The organism is Pseudomonas monsensis (assembly GCF_014268495.2).
Lineage (GTDB): Bacteria > Pseudomonadota > Gammaproteobacteria > Pseudomonadales > Pseudomonadaceae > Aquipseudomonas > Aquipseudomonas monsensis.
The window spans coordinates 3,312,233-3,336,194 of the sequence record NZ_CP077087.1; the positions used below are offsets into that span (position 1 = coordinate 3,312,233).

General features: G+C 54.6%; 23 protein-coding genes. 14 read left to right on the plus strand and 9 right to left on the minus strand.

Annotation, left to right across the window (positions count from 1 at the left end):
- The first annotated feature begins 261 nt into the window (after positions 1-261).
- Positions 262-1,173: a universal stress protein gene (locus tag HV782_RS14605; RefSeq protein ID WP_186746024.1), complete on the plus strand. Its 912-nt coding sequence runs from the start codon at positions 262-264 to the stop codon at positions 1,171-1,173.
- Here the strand turns inward: HV782_RS14605 and HV782_RS14610 are convergent.
- The 4 genes from HV782_RS14610 to HV782_RS14625 form a co-directional block, all read right to left on the minus strand.
- Positions 1,163-2,146, minus strand: coding sequence for a zinc-dependent alcohol dehydrogenase family protein (locus HV782_RS14610; protein WP_123468550.1), 984 nt, complete (start codon positions 2,144-2,146; stop codon positions 1,163-1,165). The genes HV782_RS14605 and HV782_RS14610 overlap by 11 nt on opposite strands.
- Positions 2,147-2,170: 24 nt before the next feature.
- The gene (gene fnr, locus HV782_RS14615) at positions 2,171-2,914 is read right to left on the minus strand and encodes a fumarate/nitrate reduction transcriptional regulator Fnr (RefSeq protein WP_186746026.1); all 744 of its coding nucleotides are present in this window, start codon (positions 2,912-2,914) and stop codon (positions 2,171-2,173) included.
- Positions 2,915-3,109: 195 nt separating this feature from the next.
- On the minus strand, positions 3,110-3,535 hold the full coding sequence (locus HV782_RS14620) for a potassium channel family protein (RefSeq protein WP_128614517.1): 426 nt from the start codon (positions 3,533-3,535) through the stop codon (positions 3,110-3,112).
- Between the two features lie 15 nt (positions 3,536-3,550).
- Positions 3,551-3,712, minus strand: coding sequence for a BON domain-containing protein (locus HV782_RS14625; RefSeq protein ID WP_437180121.1), 162 nt, complete (start codon positions 3,710-3,712; stop codon positions 3,551-3,553).
- 306 nt (positions 3,713-4,018) lie between these two features.
- On the opposite strand from HV782_RS14625, the gene HV782_RS14630 reads away from it, so the two are divergent.
- Together HV782_RS14630 and HV782_RS14635 are read left to right on the plus strand one after the other, a co-directional pair.
- On the plus strand, positions 4,019-4,252 hold the full coding sequence (locus tag HV782_RS14630; protein ID WP_186746028.1) for an Lpp/OprI family alanine-zipper lipoprotein: 234 nt from the start codon (positions 4,019-4,021) through the stop codon (positions 4,250-4,252).
- A 77-nt stretch (positions 4,253-4,329) separates the two neighbouring features.
- Positions 4,330-5,244 carry a universal stress protein gene (locus HV782_RS14635; RefSeq protein ID WP_186746030.1) on the plus strand — a complete coding sequence of 305 codons (915 nt, stop codon included), beginning with the start codon at positions 4,330-4,332 and terminating at the stop codon, positions 5,242-5,244.
- Positions 5,245-5,400: 156 nt separating this feature from the next.
- On the opposite strand, the gene HV782_RS14640 is transcribed toward HV782_RS14635, so the two are convergent.
- The 3 genes from HV782_RS14640 to HV782_RS14650 all read right to left on the minus strand — a co-directional run bounded on the left by HV782_RS14640 (position 5,401) and on the right by HV782_RS14650 (position 8,809).
- Complete coding sequence (locus tag HV782_RS14640) at positions 5,401-5,634, minus strand: hypothetical protein (RefSeq protein ID WP_186746032.1); 234 nt, start codon at positions 5,632-5,634, stop codon at positions 5,401-5,403.
- Between the two features lie 896 nt (positions 5,635-6,530).
- Positions 6,531-7,703 carry an MFS transporter gene (locus HV782_RS14645; RefSeq protein WP_186746034.1) on the minus strand — a complete coding sequence of 391 codons (1,173 nt, stop codon included), beginning with the start codon at positions 7,701-7,703 and terminating at the stop codon, positions 6,531-6,533.
- Positions 7,704-7,882: 179 nt separating this feature from the next.
- On the minus strand, positions 7,883-8,809 hold the full coding sequence (locus tag HV782_RS14650; protein ID WP_027620514.1) for an alpha/beta hydrolase: 927 nt from the start codon (positions 8,807-8,809) through the stop codon (positions 7,883-7,885).
- Positions 8,810-8,930: 121 nt separating this feature from the next.
- Here HV782_RS14650 and HV782_RS14655 point away from each other — a divergent pair, with 121 nt between their 5' ends.
- From HV782_RS14655 to HV782_RS14675, 5 genes are all read left to right on the plus strand, one after another.
- Positions 8,931-9,869: a LysR family transcriptional regulator gene (locus HV782_RS14655; protein WP_186746037.1), complete on the plus strand. Its 939-nt coding sequence runs from the start codon at positions 8,931-8,933 to the stop codon at positions 9,867-9,869.
- Between the two features lie 642 nt (positions 9,870-10,511).
- On the plus strand, positions 10,512-11,315 hold the full coding sequence (locus HV782_RS14660) for an SDR family oxidoreductase (RefSeq protein ID WP_264082465.1): 804 nt from the start codon (positions 10,512-10,514) through the stop codon (positions 11,313-11,315).
- A gap of 75 nt (positions 11,316-11,390) precedes the next feature.
- On the plus strand, positions 11,391-12,482 hold the full coding sequence (locus HV782_RS14665; RefSeq protein ID WP_224789880.1) for a glycerol dehydrogenase: 1,092 nt from the start codon (positions 11,391-11,393) through the stop codon (positions 12,480-12,482).
- 47 nt (positions 12,483-12,529) lie between these two features.
- Positions 12,530-13,492, plus strand: coding sequence for a cyclase family protein (locus HV782_RS14670; RefSeq protein WP_027620510.1), 963 nt, complete (start codon positions 12,530-12,532; stop codon positions 13,490-13,492).
- A gap of 161 nt (positions 13,493-13,653) precedes the next feature.
- Complete coding sequence (locus HV782_RS14675; RefSeq protein WP_007913182.1) at positions 13,654-14,670, plus strand: LacI family DNA-binding transcriptional regulator; 1,017 nt, start codon at positions 13,654-13,656, stop codon at positions 14,668-14,670.
- A gap of 18 nt (positions 14,671-14,688) precedes the next feature.
- Here HV782_RS14675 and HV782_RS14680 read toward each other — a convergent pair whose 3' ends face one another.
- Positions 14,689-15,636, minus strand: a complete 948-nt coding sequence (locus tag HV782_RS14680; protein WP_186746039.1) for a nuclear transport factor 2 family protein — start codon at positions 15,634-15,636, stop codon at positions 14,689-14,691.
- On the minus strand, positions 15,633-16,637 hold the full coding sequence (locus HV782_RS14685) for an LLM class oxidoreductase (RefSeq protein ID WP_186746041.1): 1,005 nt from the start codon (positions 16,635-16,637) through the stop codon (positions 15,633-15,635). The genes HV782_RS14680 and HV782_RS14685 overlap by 4 nt, the downstream gene beginning before the upstream one ends.
- Before the next feature lie 352 nt (positions 16,638-16,989).
- Here HV782_RS14685 and HV782_RS14690 point away from each other — a divergent pair, with 352 nt between their 5' ends.
- The 6 genes from HV782_RS14690 (at position 16,990) to kce (ending at position 23,871) form a co-directional block, all read left to right on the plus strand.
- Positions 16,990-17,526: a 2,4'-dihydroxyacetophenone dioxygenase family protein gene (locus HV782_RS14690; protein ID WP_007913179.1), complete on the plus strand. Its 537-nt coding sequence runs from the start codon at positions 16,990-16,992 to the stop codon at positions 17,524-17,526.
- Positions 17,527-17,610: 84 nt separating this feature from the next.
- Positions 17,611-18,537: a LysR family transcriptional regulator gene (locus HV782_RS14695; RefSeq protein ID WP_186746044.1), complete on the plus strand. Its 927-nt coding sequence runs from the start codon at positions 17,611-17,613 to the stop codon at positions 18,535-18,537.
- 397 nt (positions 18,538-18,934) lie between these two features.
- Positions 18,935-20,323 (plus strand): MFS transporter, encoded by a 1,389-nt coding sequence (locus tag HV782_RS14700; protein WP_007913177.1) that lies wholly within the window; start codon positions 18,935-18,937, stop codon positions 20,321-20,323.
- A 65-nt stretch (positions 20,324-20,388) separates the two neighbouring features.
- Positions 20,389-21,609 (plus strand): alpha/beta fold hydrolase, encoded by a 1,221-nt coding sequence (locus HV782_RS14705; protein WP_186746046.1) that lies wholly within the window; start codon positions 20,389-20,391, stop codon positions 21,607-21,609.
- Between the two features lie 322 nt (positions 21,610-21,931).
- Positions 21,932-22,894, plus strand: a complete 963-nt coding sequence (locus HV782_RS14710; RefSeq protein ID WP_052178282.1) for a 3-hydroxyacyl-CoA dehydrogenase — start codon at positions 21,932-21,934, stop codon at positions 22,892-22,894.
- 50 nt (positions 22,895-22,944) lie between these two features.
- On the plus strand, positions 22,945-23,871 hold the full coding sequence (gene kce, locus HV782_RS14715; protein WP_038364703.1) for a 3,5-dioxohexanoate:acetyl-CoA acetone transferase: 927 nt from the start codon (positions 22,945-22,947) through the stop codon (positions 23,869-23,871).
- The last annotated feature ends 91 nt before the right edge of the window (positions 23,872-23,962 follow it).

The window sequence follows — 23,962 nt, forward strand, 5'->3', positions numbered from 1 at the left end:
GCGCTGTTTATTGTCAGTGGCCATCAACTGGTCGGGCAGGGCGAGAATGCGCATGTGCCTGGATTCGCGGGGCACGCGCTTGATGAAGTTGTATTCGCGCTGACAGATCCTTTTCTGTGAGAGGGCGGATCAATTGGCGGTCGTCCTTTTCCATGGTGTTCTTCATTGGCAACGGTTTGATGTAAATCAACGTCAGGCAGGGAGGCAGGCGCAGTCTTGAACCTACCGGCCCAAAGCGCCGGTGCCGAGCCGAGGTGTGTAATGGGTCAATATCAACGTCTGTTGCTGGTCGCTGACCAGACGCTGCATCAATCTCCGGCGATGCTCCGTGCTATCGCGCTGGCCAAGGTGAACGGAGCGGCGCTGGATGTGCGGGCCTTCGTCGAGCCGGTACCGTTTACGCACTTATGGGAGGACAAAATCGATGGGGCGGATGCACAGCGCTATCAGCACCGCTATCGTCGCTGGGTAGCCGAGGAGCTCGAGCAACTCAACGCCCATGGACTGAATGTGACGGTGGACGTGATCTTCACCAGTCATCCGCTGCTGGAAATCCTGAAAGCCGTCAAGGCACTGAAGTCCGAACTAGTGATCAAGGATGTGACGCTGGAACCGGCGCTCAAACGCGTCTTCATCACGCCGCTCGATTGTCACTTGCTGCGTGAGTGCCCGGTTCCCTTGCACTTGGTCAATCACATCCGGTACGCATTGCCGCATCGCGTGGTAGCCGCGGTGGATCCGTTTGATCCGGCCACACACATCAGCGGTTTGAACGACACGATCATCCAGACCGCGAATGCGCTGGCATTGCAATGCGACGTCCCGCTGCACCTGTTGTATGCCTACGACTTGTCAGCAGCGTTCAATGGCGATGCGCCGATGGTCACTGGCGGCTGGAGTGGCGATTTTGCCAGCGAGTTACGCGAATCCCTGCATCTTGCCTTCGTCACGCTGGCAGAGCGGTATGGCGTGCCGCCAGAGCGCCGGCACTTCGTCATGGGCCATCCGGTGCAGGTGATCAGTGAGTTTGTCGAAGAGTATCTGGCCGACGTGGTGGTCATGGGGACGGTGCATCGGGTGGGCGTCGATCGCTTGATCGGCAGCACCACCGAACGCGCCTTGTATTCGGTGCCGGGGAGCATTCTGGCAGTCAGGCACGTGGTCACGGTGTGAGCACAATCGCCCCGTTGAATTGCCCCGCTCGTAAAAATGCCAAGGCCTGGTTGGCGTCCTCCAAAGCAAACCGGGTGACGTCACAGTGCACGGGCGTGTGTTGAAGCTCCTGGAAAAACGCAATACCGTCTTCGCGGGTCAGGTTGGCCACCGAGCGGACACTGCGCTCACCCCATAACAAACGATACGGGAACGTCGGGATGTCGCTCATGTGAATCCCGGCACACACCACGCAGCCGCCCTTGTCCGTCACCGCCAGCGCCGCCGGCACCAGTGCGCCCACCGGCGCAAAGATCAGGCTGGCATCGAGCAGGTGTGGTGGCGGCTGATCGGATGGTCCGGCCCATTCTGCGCCCAGGGAGCGGGCATAGGCTTGTCCGATGTCGTCCTCGGGACGGGTAAACGCGTAGACCTTCTGGCCGCGTCCGAGCGCCACCTGAATCGCCAGGTGTGCCGCAGCGCCGAACCCGTAAAGTCCCAGATGCTTCGCGCCACGAGCCATTTGCAGCGCACGAAAGCCGATCAGTCCGGCACACAGCAGGGGCGCAGCTTGCTGGTCTGAGAGCGTCTCGGGAAGGGCAAAGCAAAAACGCGGATCGGCAACCGTGTATTCCGCGTAGCCGCCGTCCAGCTGACAACCGGTGAACCGCGCCTGATCGCACAGGTTCTCCCGGCCCGAACGACAGAACCCGCACTCGCCGCATGTCCAGCCCAGCCAGGGCACGCCGACCCGTCGGCCGATCCAGTCAGGCCTTACATCCTGGCCCACCGCCGTGACCTCACCGACTATTTCGTGGCCCGGCACCCGTGGGAATACGGCTTGCGGTAACTCACCGTCGAGCAAGTGCAGGTCGGTGCGACAGACGCCGCAGGCCAGCACTTTGAGCAGGATCTGATCGGAGGCGGGTATCGGGACAGGTCGCTCTTCGCGTTGCAAGGGTTGGCCGGGGGCGTGCAGCACCATGGCGCGCATGATCAACCTCCGTTGCAGACGGGGTCAGTGAGTCTGGCGATTACAGCCGGACACCATCTGCTTGAGGCCGTCCAGGTTTTGGATTTTCACGTTGCGCCCGGCGATCTCCACCAGCCCCTGGTCGCGCAAGTGGGCGATGCCACGACAGATTGTCTCCAGACGCAGCCCAAGGTAGGAGCCGATTTCTTCGCGGCGCATTTTCAGCACGAACTCTTTGGAGGAATAGCCACGAGAGCTCAGGCGTTGCGAGAGGTTGAGCAGGAATGCCGCCAGGCGCTCATCGGAGTTCATGTTACCCATCAGCATCAACATGCTGTGGTCGCGGACGATTTCCCGGCTCAGCAGTTTATTGAGGTTGTGTTGCAGGGAAGGGAGGCTCTGCGCCAGTTTTTCCAGCTGCGCGAAGTGGATCGGGCAGACTTCGCTGTCTTCCAGGGCGTATGCAGTGCATGCATGCTCATCGGCACTGATGGCGTCCAGACCGAGCATTTCGCCAGGGATGTGAAAACCGGTCACTTGCTCGCGGCCATCGACGGACAACACGCTGGTCTTGAAGGAGCCTACGCGCACGGCGTACAGCGAGCGCAACGGGTCCCCGGCACGGTACAGGGCGGCGCCTTTCCTGACCTTTAAACGCTGGACAATCAGGGTGTCGAGCCGCTCGACCTCCGCCCCGTCCAGGCCGATCGGCAGACACAACTCAAGTACGCTGCAGTTGGAGCACGCTGCCTTGAGACATAACGCCGGCGGGGGAGATGTTTCGTGCATGAGGAAGACGCCACGAGGGGGTGTGGTAAGCATAGGTCTCTTAGCTTCGCACGTGCTTTTCATTTGGCCTTCCACCGTGATTACGGACGAACGGGACCACCCGGTTTCAGGGGGGCGTGGGCAACTTCGTCTCTATTGAGCTTGAGGACTGGTCGCAAGGTTTGATGTAAATCAGGTCTTGTGCGTATTGAACGGCTATTTGCTCTTCCAGTATTTTTGCATTTCGAGGAACAGGAATGACGCGGTCCAGGTGATCAGCACCAGTCCCGTCAAGGCCTCCAGGCCAGTGAGATACTTGAGATCGCCGACCGGGGAGATGTCACCAAAACCAATGGTGGTGTAGGTAGTGAAGGAGAAATAAACGCAATCCATGTAAGAACCGTCGAAACTGCCCGTCAGGCGCCCCCATTCCCCGGAGCGCGACATCAGAAAGTAAACCACGGCGAAGCACCAGACCTCGATGGCATGGGCCAGCAGCCCGCCAAACACCCCGGCAACGATGCGAAAACGGCTCCAGTTTTTCAATTTCGGCAGCCAGTCGTTCAGGCGTAACAAACACTCGTAATGAATCAACACGGCAGCGATTACCACCAGGGTGTTGATCAAAGTGACGACCAGCATCGTGACTCTCCAGCATCAAGTGGTAATCGAAGCCGGGGTGCTCGGAGAATTGAATTCACGCCAGCACAAATGATCTTCGACTCTCGTCACGCCTCGCACTGACCAAACCGCTGGTTCAGCGTTCTGGCGCTCACGCCACAGGTGGCCCCGGCCTTCGAGCGTGACCACGTTCTCCACACTGACTCCGATGTCGGCGGCGTTGATGTCTGGCTGAATCCGAGCTCTTCCAAAATGCTTTTGCGCAGATTCAAATCGCTCATGACGGCGCTCTCTCTTCTGAAAGGTTGTTCATGTTCGGCGAATGCCGGTCAGTCTTTTTCTACGCCTGAGCGGCGGAGCTTCATTGAGATAGATCAACAACGCCCGTTTGCACGGCCATCCACCGATGCCGTCATTAGTTGACAAAAATCAGAGTCGGTAGCGGACATCGCCAGATACTCAGACTATCGACTTAGCAATGTCGCAACCAATCAAGGGGAAACCATGAACATGCGCTTGTCCATCATCGTGCTGAGTATCCTGTTGGCTACAACCACCGGATGCAGTAACCGCCATGCTCAGGAAACCGATGCACGACTTGAGTCTGCCGAAGACAATGCGGCAACGGCACGTTTGCGGGCCGATGAAGCGATATTGAAGGCTGAACAGGCACAGCGTACAGCCGATGACGCCAATGAGCGCGCCAAGCGGATGGCTGAAAAGGCAGCGCGTAAATAGTTGGCGATTGCTTCAAACCGGACACGGACGTCGGGCTGGCAACCAGGCCGGCATAGCACTGCCAGCAGAGGTACGTGATGTTCAAACTGAAGCGGATTCTGTTGATTGCCCCCACCGAGATGACCCGCACCCCGGCGTTTGATCGAGCCCAGGCATTGGCCCAGGCCAGCGGAGCGTTGTTGCACATTGTTGCGTTCGATTACGTCCAGGCTCTGGCGGTAGCCGGTTTGTTCGACCACAACGCCATGGCGCAGGCGCGCGAGGGTTACTTGCAGGTGCATCGGCAGTGGCTGGAACAGCAAGCCCGGATTGAGCGCGGCAGCGGCGTGCAAGTGACGACCGAAGTGGTTTGGGCAAAGTCGACACCGGCGCATGTGCTTGAGTACGTCAATGACTTCCACGCCGATCTGGTGATCAAGGATGCCCACCATGTCCCGGCGCTTGATCGGGCGTTTCATCAACCACTGGACTGGTTGTTGCTGCGAGATTGCCCCGCCTGTTTGCATCTGGTGACCGAAGCCGTAAACCCGAAACCGTTGAAGATCCTGGCGGCGGTGGACCTGTCCCACCTCGAGGACCTGACTCAAGGCCTGAACGACCGCATTCTCGGTCTGGCCTCAAGATTGGCCAGAGCCTGCGGTGCCTCGCTGCACCTATTGAACGTGAGTAACTGGTCGGTGGTGGGCGATGCCGCAATGAGTGTGCCGAACCTGAGTCTGGATCACAGTTTGCGCGAGGCGATCAACGACACTCAGGAAGAAGCCTTCGAAGCGCTGGCCGAGCGTTATGGTCTTGATGAAAGTCACCGACATCTGCTGACCGGTGTCCCGTATCGGGTGATCGAGTTATTCGCCCGGCAAAATGCATTCGACCTAGTGGTACTGGGCACGTCTTACCATCACGGGCTCGACGGCTTTATTGGCGGCACGGCGGAAAGCCTGGTCAACCGAGCACCTTGCAGCTTGATGATGGTCAAGCCTTCCGCCGTCTGACCGTTCGCATCCGCCGTTGATAAAAATCAACTGGCCCGAGACCCAAAAGAGTGATCGCCGGCGCGACGTCCGTACGGATTGACGGGCAAGACGTACCGATTCGCGCCGATGCGGATCAAATCATCGCGATCGAGTCGAGCTCGGCCCCGGAATGGCTCAGTGACCGGTCCCGCCGTGGGAGTACTGCCATTCCTGCCAGGCCTGACGGTACACTTCGTCGGCACGTTTTCTGGCTTCTGAGAACTTGTGCATGGTCTGCGTGGAAAACGGTTCCTCAAGTACGGCATAGGCCTGATCGTTGAGTCGATCGGCTTCTTCAAACAGTGCGCAACTGTGGCTGATTGCGTTCGTGCCAGTGACACTCGATTTGATTGAGTCATTGGTGACCATGGTCGTTAGCCTTCACAAAGCAAAAAACACGAATGATGGTTGGCGGATGAATCGCGTCGCCGGTCTGCATGCGTCCCACTGATTTACCGATGAGTCGGGCATGTCGGGATGCTCCTCACATGAGATAAAAAAGGTTCGACACAGGGTGCAATGCACAGGGCTATTTCGATCTGATTCGCGGCTCTGCGGATTGACCCAGATCAATTCGGCGTAGCAATCCGTGACCGTTCAGACGAATGTGTTTGATGTATGCCAGTTCAGAGGAGAACAACAGTTGTAGAAATTAGCGGCCGTCTTCCGGTTGGTCGACGGTTCACCGCGTCCCGCTCACTTCGAGGGAGCGGGTGTAAGACTCATGGATAACTCAGTGGCCCGCTGGAAGCGTTTCCAAGGTACAGGGCCTTGCATCAAAGACTATCCGGATCGCCAAAGAACATTTTGACTTGGCTCTAGGACGGTGCTTCTAGGCTTAGAAAAACCAACTATGCCCCCAGTTTTGCCCCCATTCGCATGCGATCCACGAACAATTGCGAGTGCGCGCCCTGGCGGTGATGCAATGGGGGACTTGATGGCTTTCAGTGTGTCTCTCCACTATGAGGATGAGTAGCGGCTAATCGCTTTCGTTGAGCTTGCAAGGTGTCTAGATAAGCCGGGGCGATTCAGAAGGATTGCAAAGCTAAACACGGTTCCACCACCGTTGAGTCCTGGCTCACCAAGTGACTAAGGTTTGAGTACAAAAAGGGCCCCATGGAGCCCTTTTCATTTGTGCGTTACTGGAGTGTTAGTTCCAGCAGTCATCCCGCTGAGCCCGTGACGCTTGGGTATCGAACTGGAGTGTCCCGCGCTAGCCGGCGTTCCTTTAAGGCGCAAGGTAATGTTAAGCAACGGTCTACAACTCAGCTACCATACTGTTCGTGGCTACGTTCAATTTTCCATCGGACACACAGCGCCAAAGAAATGAAGCATGCGCCAACCCAACCTATGGTGCTAACGCCCACGCGATCTACCAGCAACCCAGTGATGACTGCACCAATGCCGATACCTAGATTTATCATTGATACGTTTATGGCGTTGATCAACTGACCAGCGTTCCCAGCCCTTTTTAGCACGTCGATTCCGATAAGCAGGCTGACACCAGCGTGGCTGCTGGCAACGATGATGACGGCGAGTGGTACAGCCCATGTGAGATTGCCAAACACTGACAGGGCGCACATGCCGACGGCCATGGTCACCAAGACCCGTCTGAACAGTGGCTCAAGATCATCTTTCACACGTTTGGATAGGATCAAATTGCTCACAATGTCTGCGACGCCGTAGAGACATAGGATCAGTGTGACGTTCATCTCACCGAAGCCGGTCTCCTTTTCCAGGAAGGTAGACAAGAAGTTGAATACCGAGGCAACGCCAGCAAACATTAAGCATGAACTGACCAAGGTCATTGAAACGTCAGGCTTGAAGGCTACACGTAGGGTGTCGCGCAGGTTTTCTTTCTGCCGCGATTCTTCAGTAGGTCTCACCCAAATCCACACGGTTAGCAAAGCCACACAGCTCAGCGCCGTCATCATCCACATTGCCATCCGCCAATTGGTGGCGTCAGCGATAAGCTTGCCGACCGGGACGCCTACGACCGATGCGATCGAGATTCCTACCAAGACTCTACCAATCGCCATGCTTTCATTGCGGCCTTGCGACAGTGACTTCGCGGCCAGAGCGGCGTTTGTCCAGAAAACAGCAACACCGATTCCTCCTAGTACGCGACCAATGAGGATGATGTAGTAGTCGCTAAAGACTGCGGAAATCCCGTTCCCGAGAACAAGTGCCACGCACGCGGCGATGAGAAGGGATCGTTTCGAGGCCCGGTGTGCTAGAACACCAATGATTGGCGCGCTGATGCCCATGCCTAAAGCAAAAGCTGTCACCAGCCCACTCGCCGCTCCAATAGTGATGGCCAGCGATGTTGCAATTTCAGGTAGTAAACCTGCGACGATAAATTCAGAGGAGAGCATTACAAATGCAGTGAAGGTCAGCGCATAGACCCTTGGGTTGATCGTGCTGCGGTCTGGTGTCATCGGAAAAACCATCTTCTGAGTTCAGTGGACACGACCTGCCAAGAAGGGGCGTCTGGTGAAATTCGATCGGGTTGGGCAGGGCGCTTGCTCAGGTTTTTTGAATAGCCTGATGAAGCTTTTATAGAAACAGGATGAGCAAAACCGCGACAGCCACAAAGCTATCGCGGTTGTTCTGCGTTTTAGCGGTTAGCGTCGGCCAAGCCAGCCTCGATGAAGCGAACGGAACTCTCCATAGCCTGCTGACCTTCTGGCAGCATGGTGGCGTAGAAGTGCCAGGCGTGGAACATCGCAGGCCATACTTCCAGGTTCACGCGAACTCGGTTATCAGCCAGGTGAGTTGCAAGGCGCATTGCATCACTCAACATCAGCTCGTTCTCGCCGATCTGCACCAAGATTGGTGGAAGACCGGTGACGTCCGCGAACACAGGTGAGGCCAGAGGATGATTGGCCAATGTGTCGCCTAGGAATGCTCTGGCGAGGATGTCCAAGACAGGCTTGGAGTTCAGAGGATCCAGACCTTCACGGTTGCTCATGGAAGCACCGGTGTGTTCAAGGTTCGCCCATGGCGAGATGGAGGAGCCAACCGCAGGCAATGGAAGCCCTTTGGATTTAGCCGCAACCATGACGCTGACAACCATCGCGCCGCCAGCCGACTCGCCCGAGAATGCAATCTTGTTAGCTGGGATTTTCTGCTCAAGCAACCACTCGTAGGCGCGCAATGTGTCGTCAATAGAGGCTGGGAACTTGTGCTCAGGGGCAAGGCGGTAGTCCGGCATGTATACGCGAGCACCGAGCATTTTTGCGTAGTTACCGCCGATGCCGTGGTATCCGTCTGGACGGCCAACAATGTACGCCCCGCCGTGGATGTACATCACTACTGCATCGGTTTTGATCTCGTCCGGAGTTACCAGTGTGCCTGGCACGCCACCCATGTCGACTGCTTCAAATTTGACGCCAGCAGGCGCTGGATTTTGCGCGAGCATTTTTGCGTAGGAGTCGCGGATGTCGCTCATCTTTGTGGTGGTATCGATTCCCTTAAGAACGGGTACCAGATCGCTAAGGCTGTTGGCCCAGGTTTGGACGGCTGCTTGGACTTTAGTGTTCATAATGACCTCAATTGATCGTTGGGAGTGGATTAGCTAATTGAGATACTATGCTTAGTATTGGGGAATAGGGTTCCCCATAACAGGTGCTAAGCCGCCCGAACGTTGAGACCACTGAGGCCGTATGGAACTCCATAACCTGAATGATATCGCCGCGTTTGTAAGCTCGGTAAACGCTGGAAGCTTCACTGCGGCGGCAAAGCAACTTGGCCTTACGCGCTCTGCGGTGGGGAAGTCGATAGTCAGGCTCGAGGCTCGTTTACAGGTACGTCTACTGAATCGCACCACTCGTAGTTTGAGCATGACCGATGACGGTCAGGTTCTTTATGAGCGCTGCGTGGGCGTTCTTCAGGATCTGGACGATGTGGAGGATGCCCTTGCGTTTCGCCGTTCGACACCCAGTGGGCGACTGCGGATGAGTCTGCCGGTTGCGCTGGGTAGACTTCATGTCCTTCAGCACATTGAGTGCTGTCTTAAGGATTGGCCCTCCCTGAGCGTGGATATCACCTTTTCTGACAGGCTGGTCGATCTGATCGATGAGGGATTTGATTTGGCCATGCGCATCGGGCCACCGAAGGAAGATTCTCGGTTGCTAACGCGCACCGTGGCCTACCAACAAATGATTACCTGCGCGTCACCCAAGTATTTGGCTGAGCATGCCGAGCCTAAAACGCCTGAGGATTTATCCGAGCACCAGTGCCTGCATTTCGTGAGCGGTGGGAGGTTGCTTCCTTGGAATTTTCGCGTGAATGGTAGCTCTGTGCCCGTTACTCATGGCGGAAGGCTACAGATGGACAGTGCTGAGTCATTGCACCAGTCAGCTGTCGCTGGTCTGGGTATCGCGACTCTTCCTTCCTACGTGGTGAACGACGATTTGAGGAGCGGCAAGCTCGTTCAATTGCTCGCGGGGTATGCAGAGGCCGCAGAGCCTATTCGGGTGATCTACCCTAGCAAGCGGCACCTATCTCCAAAAATTCGACTCTTCATCGATAAGCTCGTGGAGGCTTGGTCACCATGCCCACCATGGGAGCAACAATCGGCGGAAGGCATTCACTCTGCCTGACCCGTGAGCGAGGCCCGCGCGGCTAGTCGATGCCTAGCATATGCGTCGCATATTCCTCTCACTTGAGTATCGACCTCCAGGCGTTGGGCACTGCGCCTGTATTCCGTGCATCTGCCAAAGGAGCCAATGGCTCAGAGGCTTAGTGCGCCGGTGTTTTCCACATCCTCAATATGATTAGCGCAGATGCTCATGACTGCGAAGGCATTCGCCACTGCTCAGTTTCGTAGGAGCTATTGGCCCTCCTTGCGTGGGAAGTGACCGTGCAGACGCTTGACAGCGGTCAAATATCCGAATAAAAATGAAGCGCTTCATAAATATATCTTTCAAGAATAAATACAAAAATAGAATCGTGAACAGATCATAGATGTTGTTGGCTTATGGCCGCAGACTATGGATGTGAAGCGATTCATATTTGCCGTATTCCTAGGCAAGTCTGGAGATCATGATGGTCACTGCATCATTAGCCCGCGCTCGGTCAAGCACGCGGGCTGCCCTCGCCACTCTCTTATCTAAAGTCACCGACCGCTCCGGCACGGGGGCACTGGCTTCGCCACGCAAATCTCCTAAAACCACCCGCCTACATGAGTCCGAAATTTTCGGTCAGCCAGTGCGGCATTGGACGCGTGTGAGCATCACCGCGTCTTGTTTCTGTTTTTTCAGCGCGGGGAATTTGGCATGACGAATCTTCGACATTCAGGACGCACAGTTCTCATTACTGGGGCAGGAGGGGGCATCGGTGCCTCAATTGCCCGGCTGTACTGCGAGGAGGGCGCGCGGGTTGCCTTGGTAGATTTCGACGAACAGTCAGTTTCCGAGCTTTCCCGGCAACTCAGTGCTGCCGGACATTTGGTGGCTTGGGCTAAAGCTGACGTATCAGATTTCGCTCAATGCAGTCGAGCCTGTCTTGAGCTTAGTGAGCAGCTCGGCCCGATCGACACCTTGATTAACAATGCAGGTATTTCACCCAAACACGAGGGCGCACCAGCGCCGATTTGGGAAATGGATCCTCAGGAATGGGATCGCGTCGTTGGCATCAACCTGACCGGCTCGTTCAACTTGGTCAGAGCTCTCGCACCAGCGATGGTCGAGCGCCGTTTTGGAAGAATAGTGAATATGTCTTCCGTTGCTGGCAGCGCTTACCTCCCTATCGTCGCGGCGCATTACAGCGCCACGAAAGCCGCAGTTATCGGTTTTACCCGTCACCTGGCAGGTGAACTCGGGCCCTATGGCATTACGGCAAACGCACTGGCTCCGGGACGCATCGAAACGCCGCTTCTAAAAACCGTTTCTGCGCAAGCGAACCAGGCAGTCGTTGATGAGACTCCGTTGGGCCGTCTTGGAACGCCACTTGAGGTAGCTAAAGCAGCATGCTTTTTGACTTCAAACGACAGCGACTTCATCACGGGCCAAATTGTGGATGTGGCGGGTGGCTGGTTGATGCGCTGATCCATCCGGGCTCGTATTCAACGTAACGATTTATCTCACAGTTTTTCAGCAGCGGGTGGTGGCATGGTTCGAACAATGGGTTTTCCTGGCCGATACGAGCAAGGGCCAGGCGCGCTAAAGCAGCTTGGCAGAATCCTTTCCGATATGGGGCAATCGCGCCCATTGGTCTTGTGTGACGAGTTCGTCTCGAGGCATCTGTGGCCTGAGGTAGGGAATGCATTGTCAGAGCATGGCTTCGAGGCGAACAGTATCGTTTTTCCTGGTGAATGCACTAAAGCTGCAATTGCGTCTCTCTGTGAGCGATCAGCAGATTACAGGCCAGACACCATCATCGCTTTGGGCGGGGGTAAGACAATTGACACGGCTAAAGGGATGGCTGCTCAGCTTAATGTCCCCATTGTCGTATGCCCGACCATTGCTTCCAGCGACGCCCCAACCAGCCGTTTGATTGTGCTTTACGACGAAGCGCACAAGGTCGTTGGTGTCGAGTACCTGAACATGAACCCCTCTGCAGTAGTCGTGGACACCGAAGTGATTGTCCGTGCGCCTGCAAGGTTTTTCGCCGCAGGCATCGGCGACGCCATCAGTAAAAAGTTTGAGGCGCAACAATGTCAGTCTGCCGGAGGCAATAACTCATTTGGTACTCCAGCGTTGAACACGGCATTGCTGCTAACAGAGGCTGTGTTTAAGACGCTTATGACCTACGGGTACAGCGCTTACCAAGCAGTAGGCCGGCACGAGGTTAATGATGATGTCGAGCGGGTTGTTGAAGGAACCGTCCTTATCAGTGGCGTTGGGTTTGAGAGTGGCGGCTTGTCGTTAGCCCATGCGCTTGTGCGAGGTCTTACGTCAATTCCTGCGATTACTTCCATGCTGCATGGTGAGCTTGTCGCATTCGGGACGCTGGTGCAGATGTCCGTCGAAGAGCGCCCAGACTCAGAGATCCTAGAGGTCGCTCAGCTTCTGAATGATGTGAATCTTCCCGTCACCCTCGACGGCCTTGGCCAGACGTCTCCGTTTACCTCTGAGGAATTGGACATTGTCGTCCAGGCAACACTGGGTGCGGTGTACGCGAAAAATATGGCGCCAGCCCTTACGGCTGAACGACTCATCCGAGGACTCGCTCGTGCCGACGAGCTGGGACAACGATTTGAACGTTTCAACTAACCGCTAAATGCAGCACAGCTAATCCAAGAATAAAAGAGGCTCAGAAAATGACAGACAAGACCGTTCCGCATATTCATGACTTGCTCAAAGACTCCCCTAAGAACTGGGGTAAGTGGGGCCCGGATGATGAGGTAGGTTCACTCAACTACCTTACAGGTATCGAAGTTCTCCAAGGGGTCAAAGAGGTCAAGCAAGGCAAGACATTTACTTTGCAGGTGCGGATGGCAGATCCTGCTGGTGACCCGGTCTGGCCTGGTCGCTCCCAGTCAAAACGCATGAATATCATGGATCGTGGTCACTACAACTGTGGCAAAGGCCCACATTTTCCGGGCTCTTACGAGTTCGCCGACGACGTGATGTTTTTTCATCTTCAAGGGTCAACTCAGTACGACGCCCTTGGGCATGTCTGGTACGACGATCAGATTTGGAATGGCTACAGTGCCGATACCACTATCGGTTCCCTGGCCAAGGCGAGCGTTGCTCCATTGGGTGAAAAAGGCATCGTTGGCCGAGGCATTCTGATCGACATAGCGCGCCACCGTGGTAAAGATGTGCTGGATGCAGGTGAAACGTTCAACCATGAGGATTTAATGGCTGCGGCCCGGGCTCAAGGTGTCTCTATCAACAAGCGCGACATTCTCATCATCCGCACTGGATGGATCGGCTCGTTTTATAAACGCGACCCGGAAGAGTTCTACAAAGACTTTATCGAGCCAGGCCTGACCTACAGCCCTGAGCTGGTGAAGTGGTTTCAGGAGATGGAAATTCCGAACATCGTCACCGACACCATTGCTAACGAAGTCACCGTCGATCCCGTGTCAGGGGTTGCGTTGCCGTTGCACAACGCACTCATGAGGAATTTGGGCATTACTCTCACTGAGATCGCTCAGCTTGATCCTCTCGCTGAGGACTGCGCTGAGGACGGTCAGTGGACGTTTCTCTATACCGCAGCCCCTCTAAAGGTCGTTGGCGGAACCGGAGCTCCTGTGAATCCGATCGTCATTAAATAAGTGTTTTTGCCTGGGGGCAGCAGAAACGCTGCTCTCAGGTTTTTCCCTCCAATTAACGGCTCCCGAACGGCAGGCTGTTGGCTTATCATCCTCTGCGCAAATCGAGGGCGTTCTTCTGATCGTCCTGTCTCCGCGCTACGATCGAGGATGCTGAATCTCCAATGAAAAAAATCGAGAAACCGAAGCTCAAGGATGTGGCTGAATTGGCGGGCGTCTCGATGGGGAGTGCTTCAAGAGCATTGGCTGTCCCGCACTTAGTGAAACCTGCCACGCTGGCCAAAGTACAAGCAGCTGTTCAAGAGCTCGGGTACGTGCGAGACGGGGCCGCGCGTGCTTTGGCATCCAGGCGCACGCACAGCATCGGAGCCGTTTTTCCTACGTTTAACAACCCTGCGTTCGCTGAAGCTGTCCAGGCCCTCCAGTTAAGGCTAACGGAGCTTGGATATCACTTAATCATTTCTTCCCATGAATACGACCAGGCGCAGGAACTGGTAAACGTAAGGAACATGATTGAGCGGGGCGTTGAAGGCCTACTGTTAGTGGGTACTGAACATAGTCCTGAAATTTATGAAGCACTAACTGCCGCCCAATGCCCATTCATTCTCATGTGGTCGCTAGATGGTGCTCACGACCATCACTGCGTGGGATTCAGCAATGAGGAGGGTGGTCGATTGATAGCCAAGCATCTGCTTAGCCTTGGTCATCAAAGTATCGCCATGATCAGTGGAGTTGTTTCTAACAACGAACGGGCAAAATACCGTCTGAAAGGAATCACCGCTCAGCTACTCGAGTCAGGGATAGAGCTTTCAAGTGAACGGATTATTGAGCAGCCATTCACGATTGAGGGAGGGCGCGCCGGGCTGCGGATTGCTATGGAGCTTAACCCCAAGCCTACGGCCATTGTCTGCAGCACTGACCTCACCTGTATCGGAGCGTTGGCGGAAGCGCGCTCCAATGGGATCGACGTCCCCAAAGAACTATCAGTCAGCGGGTTCGATGATATCGAGTTCGCGGCTGCCTACGTGCCAGCTCTAACGACAGTCAGGGTGCCGACTTCGAAAATTGGTATCAGCAGCGCCAACAACATCGTTGCGCTGATTGAGGGGCGCCCACTTGCACGCCGCGAGCGCATACAAATCGAACTCGTCGTCCGAGATAGTACGGCGCCACGGCCCTAAAGCGGTTCCAGGAAGGGACTAAACTCTTGGTGCTTCATTGGCATTGAACCAGCCTGGGCGGTACTCGCTCCAGGTCAGTTGCCAGAAGCCCTCATGCTTGCGACGAAGCCGCATTCGGTAATGCGCGCCATAGAGAGGCGTGCCATCTTGCGTGTGTGAGTTTCCAGGAATGACTCTGCCGACAATCATTTCCGCTACACCCTTTTCCTCGTCGGACTTGATCTCCAGCACGTCCGCGAAATGCTGCATCCACGGCCAGGGCCTGCGAAACTCTTTGAAGGAGCCGATGATCGCGTGACGCCCTTCAATAAGGCCCATCGGTTGGAAATCACCAGCGGCGTCGTTGGCAAAGCAATGGGCAAGTAGCTGCATATCAGCCTGATCCAGCGCCCATGAGTAACGAGCGTAGGTTTCAGCAATACACTCCTCGCTGGGTACCGAAGGCGTTGAGCTTGGGAAAGCAAGCCATGGCGCGTTCAGTTCGCTCACGATGGTCGGAGCGGGATCGCCAATCCTCCATCCGTCGTCACCTGGGGGAAGCTGCCAGTGAGTTGCAAGCGAGTAGTCCCCGGTTACCCAATTCAAGGCAATCAGCACGCTGTCGAGGTGCCAGGTGTCTGCTGTCTTTTTCAGAGAGCCCGTGACTGTCATTCCAAATCCGAGCTTGGCCGACTTTGTGGCTTTGCTGATATGGCCATAGACGTAGAAACTGAAAGTGGCGTCGGTTTCTCCACCTCCCACATAGTGATTGGTTGCCTTCACTGAAAAGCCATCAGCCTTGGCACGGTCTTGCTGGAAAGCTCTGACAATCTTGCGTCCACCCTCATGAGCGGACATGTGGCTTGTCACCAACTGGCAATTGTCAGTGAATATATCCCCAGCAGATTCCCAATTACCGCTCTCCCAGGCTTCCAGAAAGGTGGCTATAACGCCCTTAATGTAGGTGCGATCACTTGAGCCGGTCACTGGGTCACCTGCGAGGCAGGTTGGCCTATGGGAAAGTGTGGCAGGACATACTCAGCCATCTCCTCCAGGACATCTGCGGCTGGTCGCTGCAGAGGTTTGATATTCAGTGCGACGTGTGAAACACCTTCATCCTGTTGCCGTTTCCAGAGCTCCACGAGAGCATTACGCCCGATCCTTATTCCGTTGTAGCCTCGTTCCAGCGGTGTGTTCGGATCCTTCGCCAGATCGAAAAATGTCGCGTAGCCGTATGGTTTTACATTGCCGGTCTGGCTGGCAGAACGGAACTCGCGGATGAGGCCGGGCAAACGATTGAAGTCGCTCAGATGCCAAATCCAGGCATCGGCATTATTGGCTATCCACTCAAGCGTCTGACGGGCCCGGCCTACGACAATCATGGGGAGTCGAGGGCCAACTGGCTTGGGTACCATGTCTAGCAAGCCTTCCAGCTGGCCGAAAAGTTTGGTTGAGACGCTTGGGAAGCTGTTTTCAGTGACTGTCTTAATCAGCTCGAAGCCTGCCCGGTATCGTTCTTCTCTCGCTTCGAAATCAATCCCGAATGCTGGATATTCAATCGGGCGATCTCCGCTGGATAGCCCTAGCAAGAAACGACCGCCGGTTAGCTGGTCGACCGAAACGGACTGCTTAGCGACGATCAGTGGTTCACGTAACGGAAGAACGATGCCCGTTGTGCCCAAGGCAATGTTTTTGGTAACAGCAGCCAGATATCCCAGATATACAAACGGGTCGATCATTTGACCAGTATCACCAAAGCTCGGGTCATAGAAGGGCACATCTCTCATCCACAGACTTGCGAATCCAGCCTCGTCCGCGATGCGAGCAAGGCGTTGATGATCCTGCAGCGTGGGAAACGGTGAATTCGGATAGCCCTCCAAGGGCATGATGTATCCGAAGGTGAGGCCTTCGGGCTGGAACACTCGCGAATAGGCCGGATGAGCTGCAAGCTCGGGACTGAGCTCAAGGGAAGGGCTGAGAGAAGTCATTGCTAAACCTCATTATTTCAAGCCGATTACTACTGTGTAAGCGGCTTTCAGATGAACAGGTCTGCATGGTAGTGAAGGTATTGGGGAAAATGTGTCCCCTCTGATGGGGCGCGATCCACTGGTGGCCGCTATCCACTCAATGAAAAAACTACTGGGTCAATCGCTTGAACTCGTCCGCAGTAGGCGTCTTAGATGAGTCGCGGCCTTCAACGGGATGAGTCTTACGCGCTGTGACGAGTGGTCACAGATGGTGTGAATTTCTGAGTATTCTCCTGTGCGAGAGCATCACCTACTCTCACTCAGCGATTGAAATCCTGGCTCGCTCGCCAGTCACACGTTGAGAGAAATTATAATGAATACGCCCGTTAAACCTGATGAACTTGCCATTCCTTATGCTTTGCCGCAGGTGCCTTTCATGTCTCCAGACATGGTGCATCCAGGAGTTATGACCACTTGGCTCGAAGACGATAATCTCTGGGTGCCTGTCACCAAGTCAGTATCTTTCAAACCACTGCTGCTGAGCGTTAGCGGTGGGTACTACATCAACTTGCTCCGAGTGCGGCAGAGCGGGGTTTTGTCACGTCACCGCCACTCAGGTGCAGTGCATGCGATCGTGTTGAAGGGGCGTTGGTACTATCTCGAACACGATTGGGTTGCTGATGAAGGCTCCTTTGCATTCGAGCCGCCAGGAGAGACTCACACTCTGTTCGTCCCTGAAGATGTCGAAGAAATGATTACTTGGTTCCACGTTCAGGGTGGCTACACTTACGTCGACCCACAGGGTGTCGCGGTTGGCTATGAAGACGTTTTCACCAAGCTGGAAGCTGCCCGCAGCCATTACAAAAATTTGGGCTTGCCGGACGATTATATCGAGCAGTTCATTCGCTGATTTTGGTTCAAAAAAGAACGCGCTACGGCGCGTTTTTTTGTGTAGATAAACAGGTGGATTCAGTCGCGTAAGGAGCGTAGCTAAATGGATCAATACTCTCAAATGCTAGCCTTCATCTGGTCAACAGAGTGCGGAAGTTTTTCTGCCGCCGCCAGGGCGCACGAGATGACTCCGTCGGCCATCAGCAAATTGATAGCGCGGCTAGAGGATCGGCTTCGGGTTCGGCTTTTCCAGAGGGGTTCCCGAGTCCTCACTCTGACGGAGGAGGGGGCTGCTTACCTGCGCAGTGCGAAAGCTGTGGTTGAGGCGATGAGTGAAGCTGACTCTCTGGCAGAAGGGCTTCCTTCAAGGGTCAGTGGCACGCTTCGCATCCACACGATGACCTCTTTTGCGAAGCAGCAAATCGTGCCTTGGTTGCCAGAATTCCTCGACACTTATCCCGGTCTTGATGTCGAGATTCAGTTAGGCGCCCAGTTCGTTGACCAGTTTGAGCAAGGGTTGGACATAGCAATTCACAGTGGGATTCTTCCGAGCTCTTCCAGAATCGCGAAGAAAATCGGCGAGTGTGAATGGTTGCTATGTGCTTCGCCTGACTACCTCGAAAAATATGGAACACCGCAGCAGCCGAAAGACCTGATGAACCATCGATGCTTTAATTTCAGTTTTGCCAGTCCCTGGAACAAATGGGCCTTTATCCAAGATGGCCTTGGTGTAACGACCCCTGTGAAGCCCCGGGGATCGTTTACGCAGGGCGAGCTGCTAAGAGACATGGCCAAATCAGGTGCGGGTATAGTTCGCCTTGCAGATTTTCACATTGGAAAAGACATTCAGGAAGGCTCACTGGTGCTCCTGCTTGATGAGTACAAAGCGGAGATCCGGGAGCCTATTTACCTGCTCTATTCAGACAGAAAGCATCTGAGTCCTCGCATCCGAGTGTTCATCGAGTTTTTCCATGAAAAATGGATGGCACATCCATGGAATGTCGTGAGAGGACTACCCAAAGCGACTTGATAGCCACTACGGCACCTCCGCCAATTTTCATTCTGCCCACGCGCTAACCCGCAACTATGGCTCCTAGGCCAGTGAGCCACTGATCCACCTCGCCGGTAACTCTGTCGCCTGCTCTCTGCTCTCTGCTCAACAGATCAATCTAAATCTGAAACCTATTCCCCCGAAATTACTTAGCCGAGGTTTCGCTGGGGCTCCTCTCATTTTGTGCCACTGACCTGTTCCTGGCGGTCACAGCAGGTGTGCTTTGCCAGCTATATTCAGCCCTGAATTTGAGCCATAACCTCTGTCCATGGTGAGCAGTACGACAAGTGCTGAATCATCTCGGATGTTGAGGCGTATGTGTGCAAAACACCGATCCTCAGCCGGAGAATAAAAATAAACACCCGGAGATATCCCCATGGGATTTGCTCAAGACAAAATCGAAGCATTACCTGCGGTCAATCGTGTGCCGAAAGGAGCAGGTGCAGCCTCGTGGGGCGCGATGGCTCTTTTGTGGCTCGTGTATGCCATGGATGCCAACTCCCGCCAGATGTTCTTTATGGTATTGCCCTCCATCACCAGCGAGTTCAAGACAAGCGCTGAGCTGACTGGACTGCTTGCCGCGTTCATCACGATCGCTACATCTTTGATAGCCGTGCCTTGCATGATCTGGGCTGATAAAGGCGGTCAGGGATGGATGCGAAAATACCGTCACCTGCCAATCGTGATTGCTTACACGCTATTCACCTTTCTGACCGGCCTCAATTTCTTGACTGGCTCGCTTGGAGTGCTTGTCGCGCTGCAAGTGATGTCTCACGCATTTGGTGGTGCTGGCGAAGCCATCGAAGTCACCTCCTTGTCTGAGTGGTGGTCGAAGGAGCGCCGTGGTTTCGCCCTAGGACTTCATCACACCGGATACCCTTGGGGCACATTGATCGGTGGCTTGGCGATCAGTGCTCTACTCCACGCTTATGGCCCGGAAAATTGGCGCTTGGCATTCCTGCTTTTCCCTGTACCGATGATCATCATCTTTTCGGTCTACTGGTGGTTCAGTACGAAGAAGCGTTACGAGTCTTTTGTTGAACACGCTCAAGCCGTGGGTGAGACCCCTCCATCAATGGAAGCGGTACAAGGTGTGGTGGAGGTGCCCAAAGGCGCGTTCAAGTCGGCAATGAAAAATCCGAACATCTCCGCTATCGCTCTAATCTCGATGTTTGCAATCGTTGGCTACTTCGGCATCAGCTTCTGGCTACCTCAGTACCTGGCCTTTGTTGCCCATTACAACTTCGCAGAGGCAGCTGCTTACTCGGTGCTCTTCACGATCACCGGTGGTATCGGCCAGATCGTTTGGGGATGGATTTCAGACCGTGCAGGCCGAAAACTTTGCCTAGTGCTTGTTTTCGCGTGGCTTGCGGTGGGCATGTACCTCTTCAAATACTCATCCGTCAGCCTGACTTGGCTTATCGCGATTCAGTTGTTTGCTGGGTTCGCGATGAACGCGCCCTACACGTTGCTGTATGCCATTGCGTTTGACTCTGCGAAGCAAGGCACGACTGGCTTGGCGGGCTCAATCGTCAACGTCGGTATTTACGCCGGTGGCTTTGGGCCATTCGTGATCGGGATGTTCATCGGCGCAGGTGGTGGCTTTGAGCAGGCTGCGGGCTACAACTACGCGCTCTACTTTATCTCCGGTCTCATGGTACTGGCGGCCATCATCACCATTTTCTTCACTCGAGAAACTACCGGCTGGTTCCTTAAGTACGACAAGGCTCTGGTATCGAAGTCCTCTTGCAACATGGGTTTGTAACGAACCGATCGTACCTGCAATTACAAGAAAATCCCCTTGGGGATAGCTAAAGCTAGGAGAAAATCATGACCCTTATTAATGATGCCAAATGGTTGAGCCAATTCGCCGACGAGTTAAACGGTGATGCTGATTGGACTGCCGCTGCTCGCTATTTTGATGGGCGCATTCAATTCAAGCACAGCACAGGTTTCTCAACGCTTGCGGTTCTCGCCGGTAAAGTTGTTGCGGTTTACCCGGAAGGAAGCCCGTTGGGCGCTGACATCATCGTGTCTGGTGCTGATGATGAGTGGCAGCGCGTTCTTGACGGAAAGATCGACTGGTTTGAAGCGTTGTCCCCTGGATTGGGAAAACTTGAGCTTGAGGGCAACGTGTTCGCTGCATGGCAGTACGTAGATGTGATGGCCCGCGCGTTCGACGCAATGAAGCGTGTAGGGAAAGCTAATAATAACCCTCCAGTCTCGTACTCTCCCGGGCCTAAGCCGTCGGGGAAAGAGACGGTAGGACGGTACATTACCGTTGATGGAATTCGCGTTTATTACGAAGAATCAGGGGAGGGGCGTCCACTCGTTTGCTTCCACGCAGCATCACAAGATTCTCTGATGTACAGGCACGTACTGGACGGCCTCTCAGATGAGTTCCGCGTCATTGCAATTGACGCCCCCGGGCATAGCAAATCAGAGCTACCCGAATCAGGCCCATTCCACAGCCTCACTCGCCATGCGGAGTTCAATGAGCACCTTATGGAGGCTTTGGGACTTGAGAAACCCGCCATCATGGGATGCTCGATGGGTGGCAATCTGGTGTTGGAATTGGGGGCACGTCGGCCCGATGCGTACAGCGCGATCATTTCAGCTGAAGGGGCAGATTTTACCCCGACGGTTTCCGAGTTCTTCCTCGATATGTTGCTCATGAATGGGCCAGAGATCATCGGCGCCTGGTCTCGTTCGATGACGGGCAATCGCACTCCACCAGATCGTGCGAGGGAGGTGGTGTGGCAGATCTCGCGCACCACGCCGCAGGTGATGAAAGGTGACCTCACAGGCTATGCGAACTTTGATCAGCGGCAACAAGTTGGAAAGATCAAAGCGCCTGTTTTACTTCTGCGCGGTGACGCGGATTGGTTGGTGTACCAAGAGAAGGTTGAGGAGACAGCATCTCGCATTCCCGGCAGTAAGATCGCCGTGCTCGCAGGTACTGGCCACTATCCAATGACTGAGAACCCATTGGAGTTCTGTGACACGGTACGCGCTTTCCTTCGTGAAGCGGGTCAAGGCCACGCAGGCTGAAAGATCTGATTGAGGAGCCCGCTCGTCAGGCGGGCTTTTCTGCGTTTATTTAACGCGAAGGTTCAATCCCGAAAAAAGCCTTTTCTATTCCCGCACAAAAACCTAAAGCGCGCCGACCCACTGAGGCTTAGGCCGTTGCGGGAGCTATCTCGACCCTCGAATCCCTTGCATAGCCGATCGTCAGACGATCAGAATTATTTTCTTGTGATCTGTGATCACAGTGGATAGCATCTGTCTCAGAGCGAACATCTGAGCGTCAGCATGGTTCACCAACCGCTCAAACGATTACTCCTAAACATAAATACAAAATTTGGAGAACATCATGCGAAGTACAACTCCATCTGCGACAGAGCGTGGCCCCATTGCAATCGTTGGCGCGGGCCTGATTGGGAGAGCTTGGGCGATTGTTTTTGCTCGGGCAGGACATCCGGTGCGTTTACACGATATGGATCTGCAGACAATGCAGAACAGCCATGCCTACATCGAAGCGAGGCTTAATGAGCTCGCAGAATTCGATCTTCTTAATGACGCCCCCCTCGCCGTACTGACACGCATTACTTGCGTTCCCGACTTGGCTGATGCGCTACGTGATGTAGTGCTCGTACAGGAAAACGTTCGGGAAACGGTAGAGGCGAAAATCGATATCTTCAGTCGAATGGATGCGTTGGCGCCCAAGGACGCGATTCTTGCCAGTTCAACTTCATGGTTACCGGCCTCCGAGTTCACTAAAGATCTACCAGGTCGGGGGCGCTGCGTAGTTGCACACCCTACCAACCCACCTTATTTAGTTCCTCTTGTGGAGCTTTGCCCTGCGCCGTGGACAGAATCTGAAGTGATGATTCGAGCGCATGAGATCTACACCGCAGCAGGGCAGAGCCCTGTCGTTCTATCCCGAGAGATCCACGGCTTCTTATTGAACCGAGTCCAAGCCGCAGTCCTCAACGAATGCTTCAAATTGCATGAAGAAGGCTTTGCCAGCTCGGAGGATATTGATCGGGTGCTCAAAGATGGACTCGCCCTCCGCTGGTCATTTATGGGCCCCTTCGAAACCATCGATCTCAACGCCCCTGCCGGCGTATCTGACTATGCCAAACGCTACGGTCAGCAAAATCGCGAAACGATCAATTCCGAAAATGCTTTCGACTGGTCGGAATCAGCAGTCGCCCGAGTACATGACGAGCGCCGCCAAAAACTTGAACTTGAAGGCATTGCATTGCGATCCGCTTGGCGTGACCGCCGCCTTATGGCTCTCGCTGCGCACAAGCGTCAAGCACCAAATTCCTGACGGCATCACCTCATCCTGAACATCAAAATAAAAGTAACCAGGAGGTCACCATGGCTCGTAAAGTCATCATCACTTGCGCGGTCACCGGCGCAATTCATACACCTTCCATGTCCCGTTACCTGCCGGTAACACCAGGTCAAATTGCCGAAGCGGCGATTGGTGCCGCTGAGGCTGGCGCCTCAATTGTTCACCTACATGCTCGTAACCCAATTGATGGCAGCCCCTCTCAGGATCCGGAACTGTTTAAGCAGTTTCTGCCGGCTATCAAAGAGGCTAGCGATGTGGTGATCAACCTGACTACAGGTGGCGCACCGACAATGTCGCTTGAAGATCGACTTCGTCCAGCACATCAGTTCAAACCGGAAGTGGCCTCACTGAACATGGGCACGATGAACATGGGACTTTACCCAATGCTCAATCGGTTTAAGGAGTTCAAACACGCCTGGGAGGAACCATACCTCGCCGGCAGCCATGACCGCATTTTCAAAAATACATTTACCGACATAGCCCACATCCTGGAGTCATGCAGTGAGAACGGTACCCGTTTTGAAATCGAATGCTATGACATTGGGCATCTCTACACCGCTGCACATTTCATTGATCGCGGCCTCATCAAACCTCCATTTTTGATCCAATCGGTTTTCGGCATTTTGGGCGGTATCGGCGGTCACCCTGAGGATGTCCTGCATATGCGGCGCACAGCTGATCGTCTATTCGGAGATGACTATCAGTGGTCGGTGCTTCCTGCAGGAAAGCAGCAGATGAGCATTGGTGCTCAATCAGCCACGCTTGGAGGACATGTGCGTGTAGGTCTTGAAGACTCGCTTTGGGACGGGCCGGGCCAATTGGCAAAAAGCAACGCCGATCAAGTATTGCGCATGCGAAAAATTCTCGAAGGGCTTTCACTTGAAGTGGCGACACCTGCTGACGCCAGGGGAATCCTGAAGCTCAAAGGTGGCGATAACGTCAATTTCTAAGCGCGGGCACTCACCCCCCCCCCCATAAGTCTATCTAGAGGATATTTTGATAATTAAAGGTCGCGGCACAACACCAGCGCCTTAGCAACTT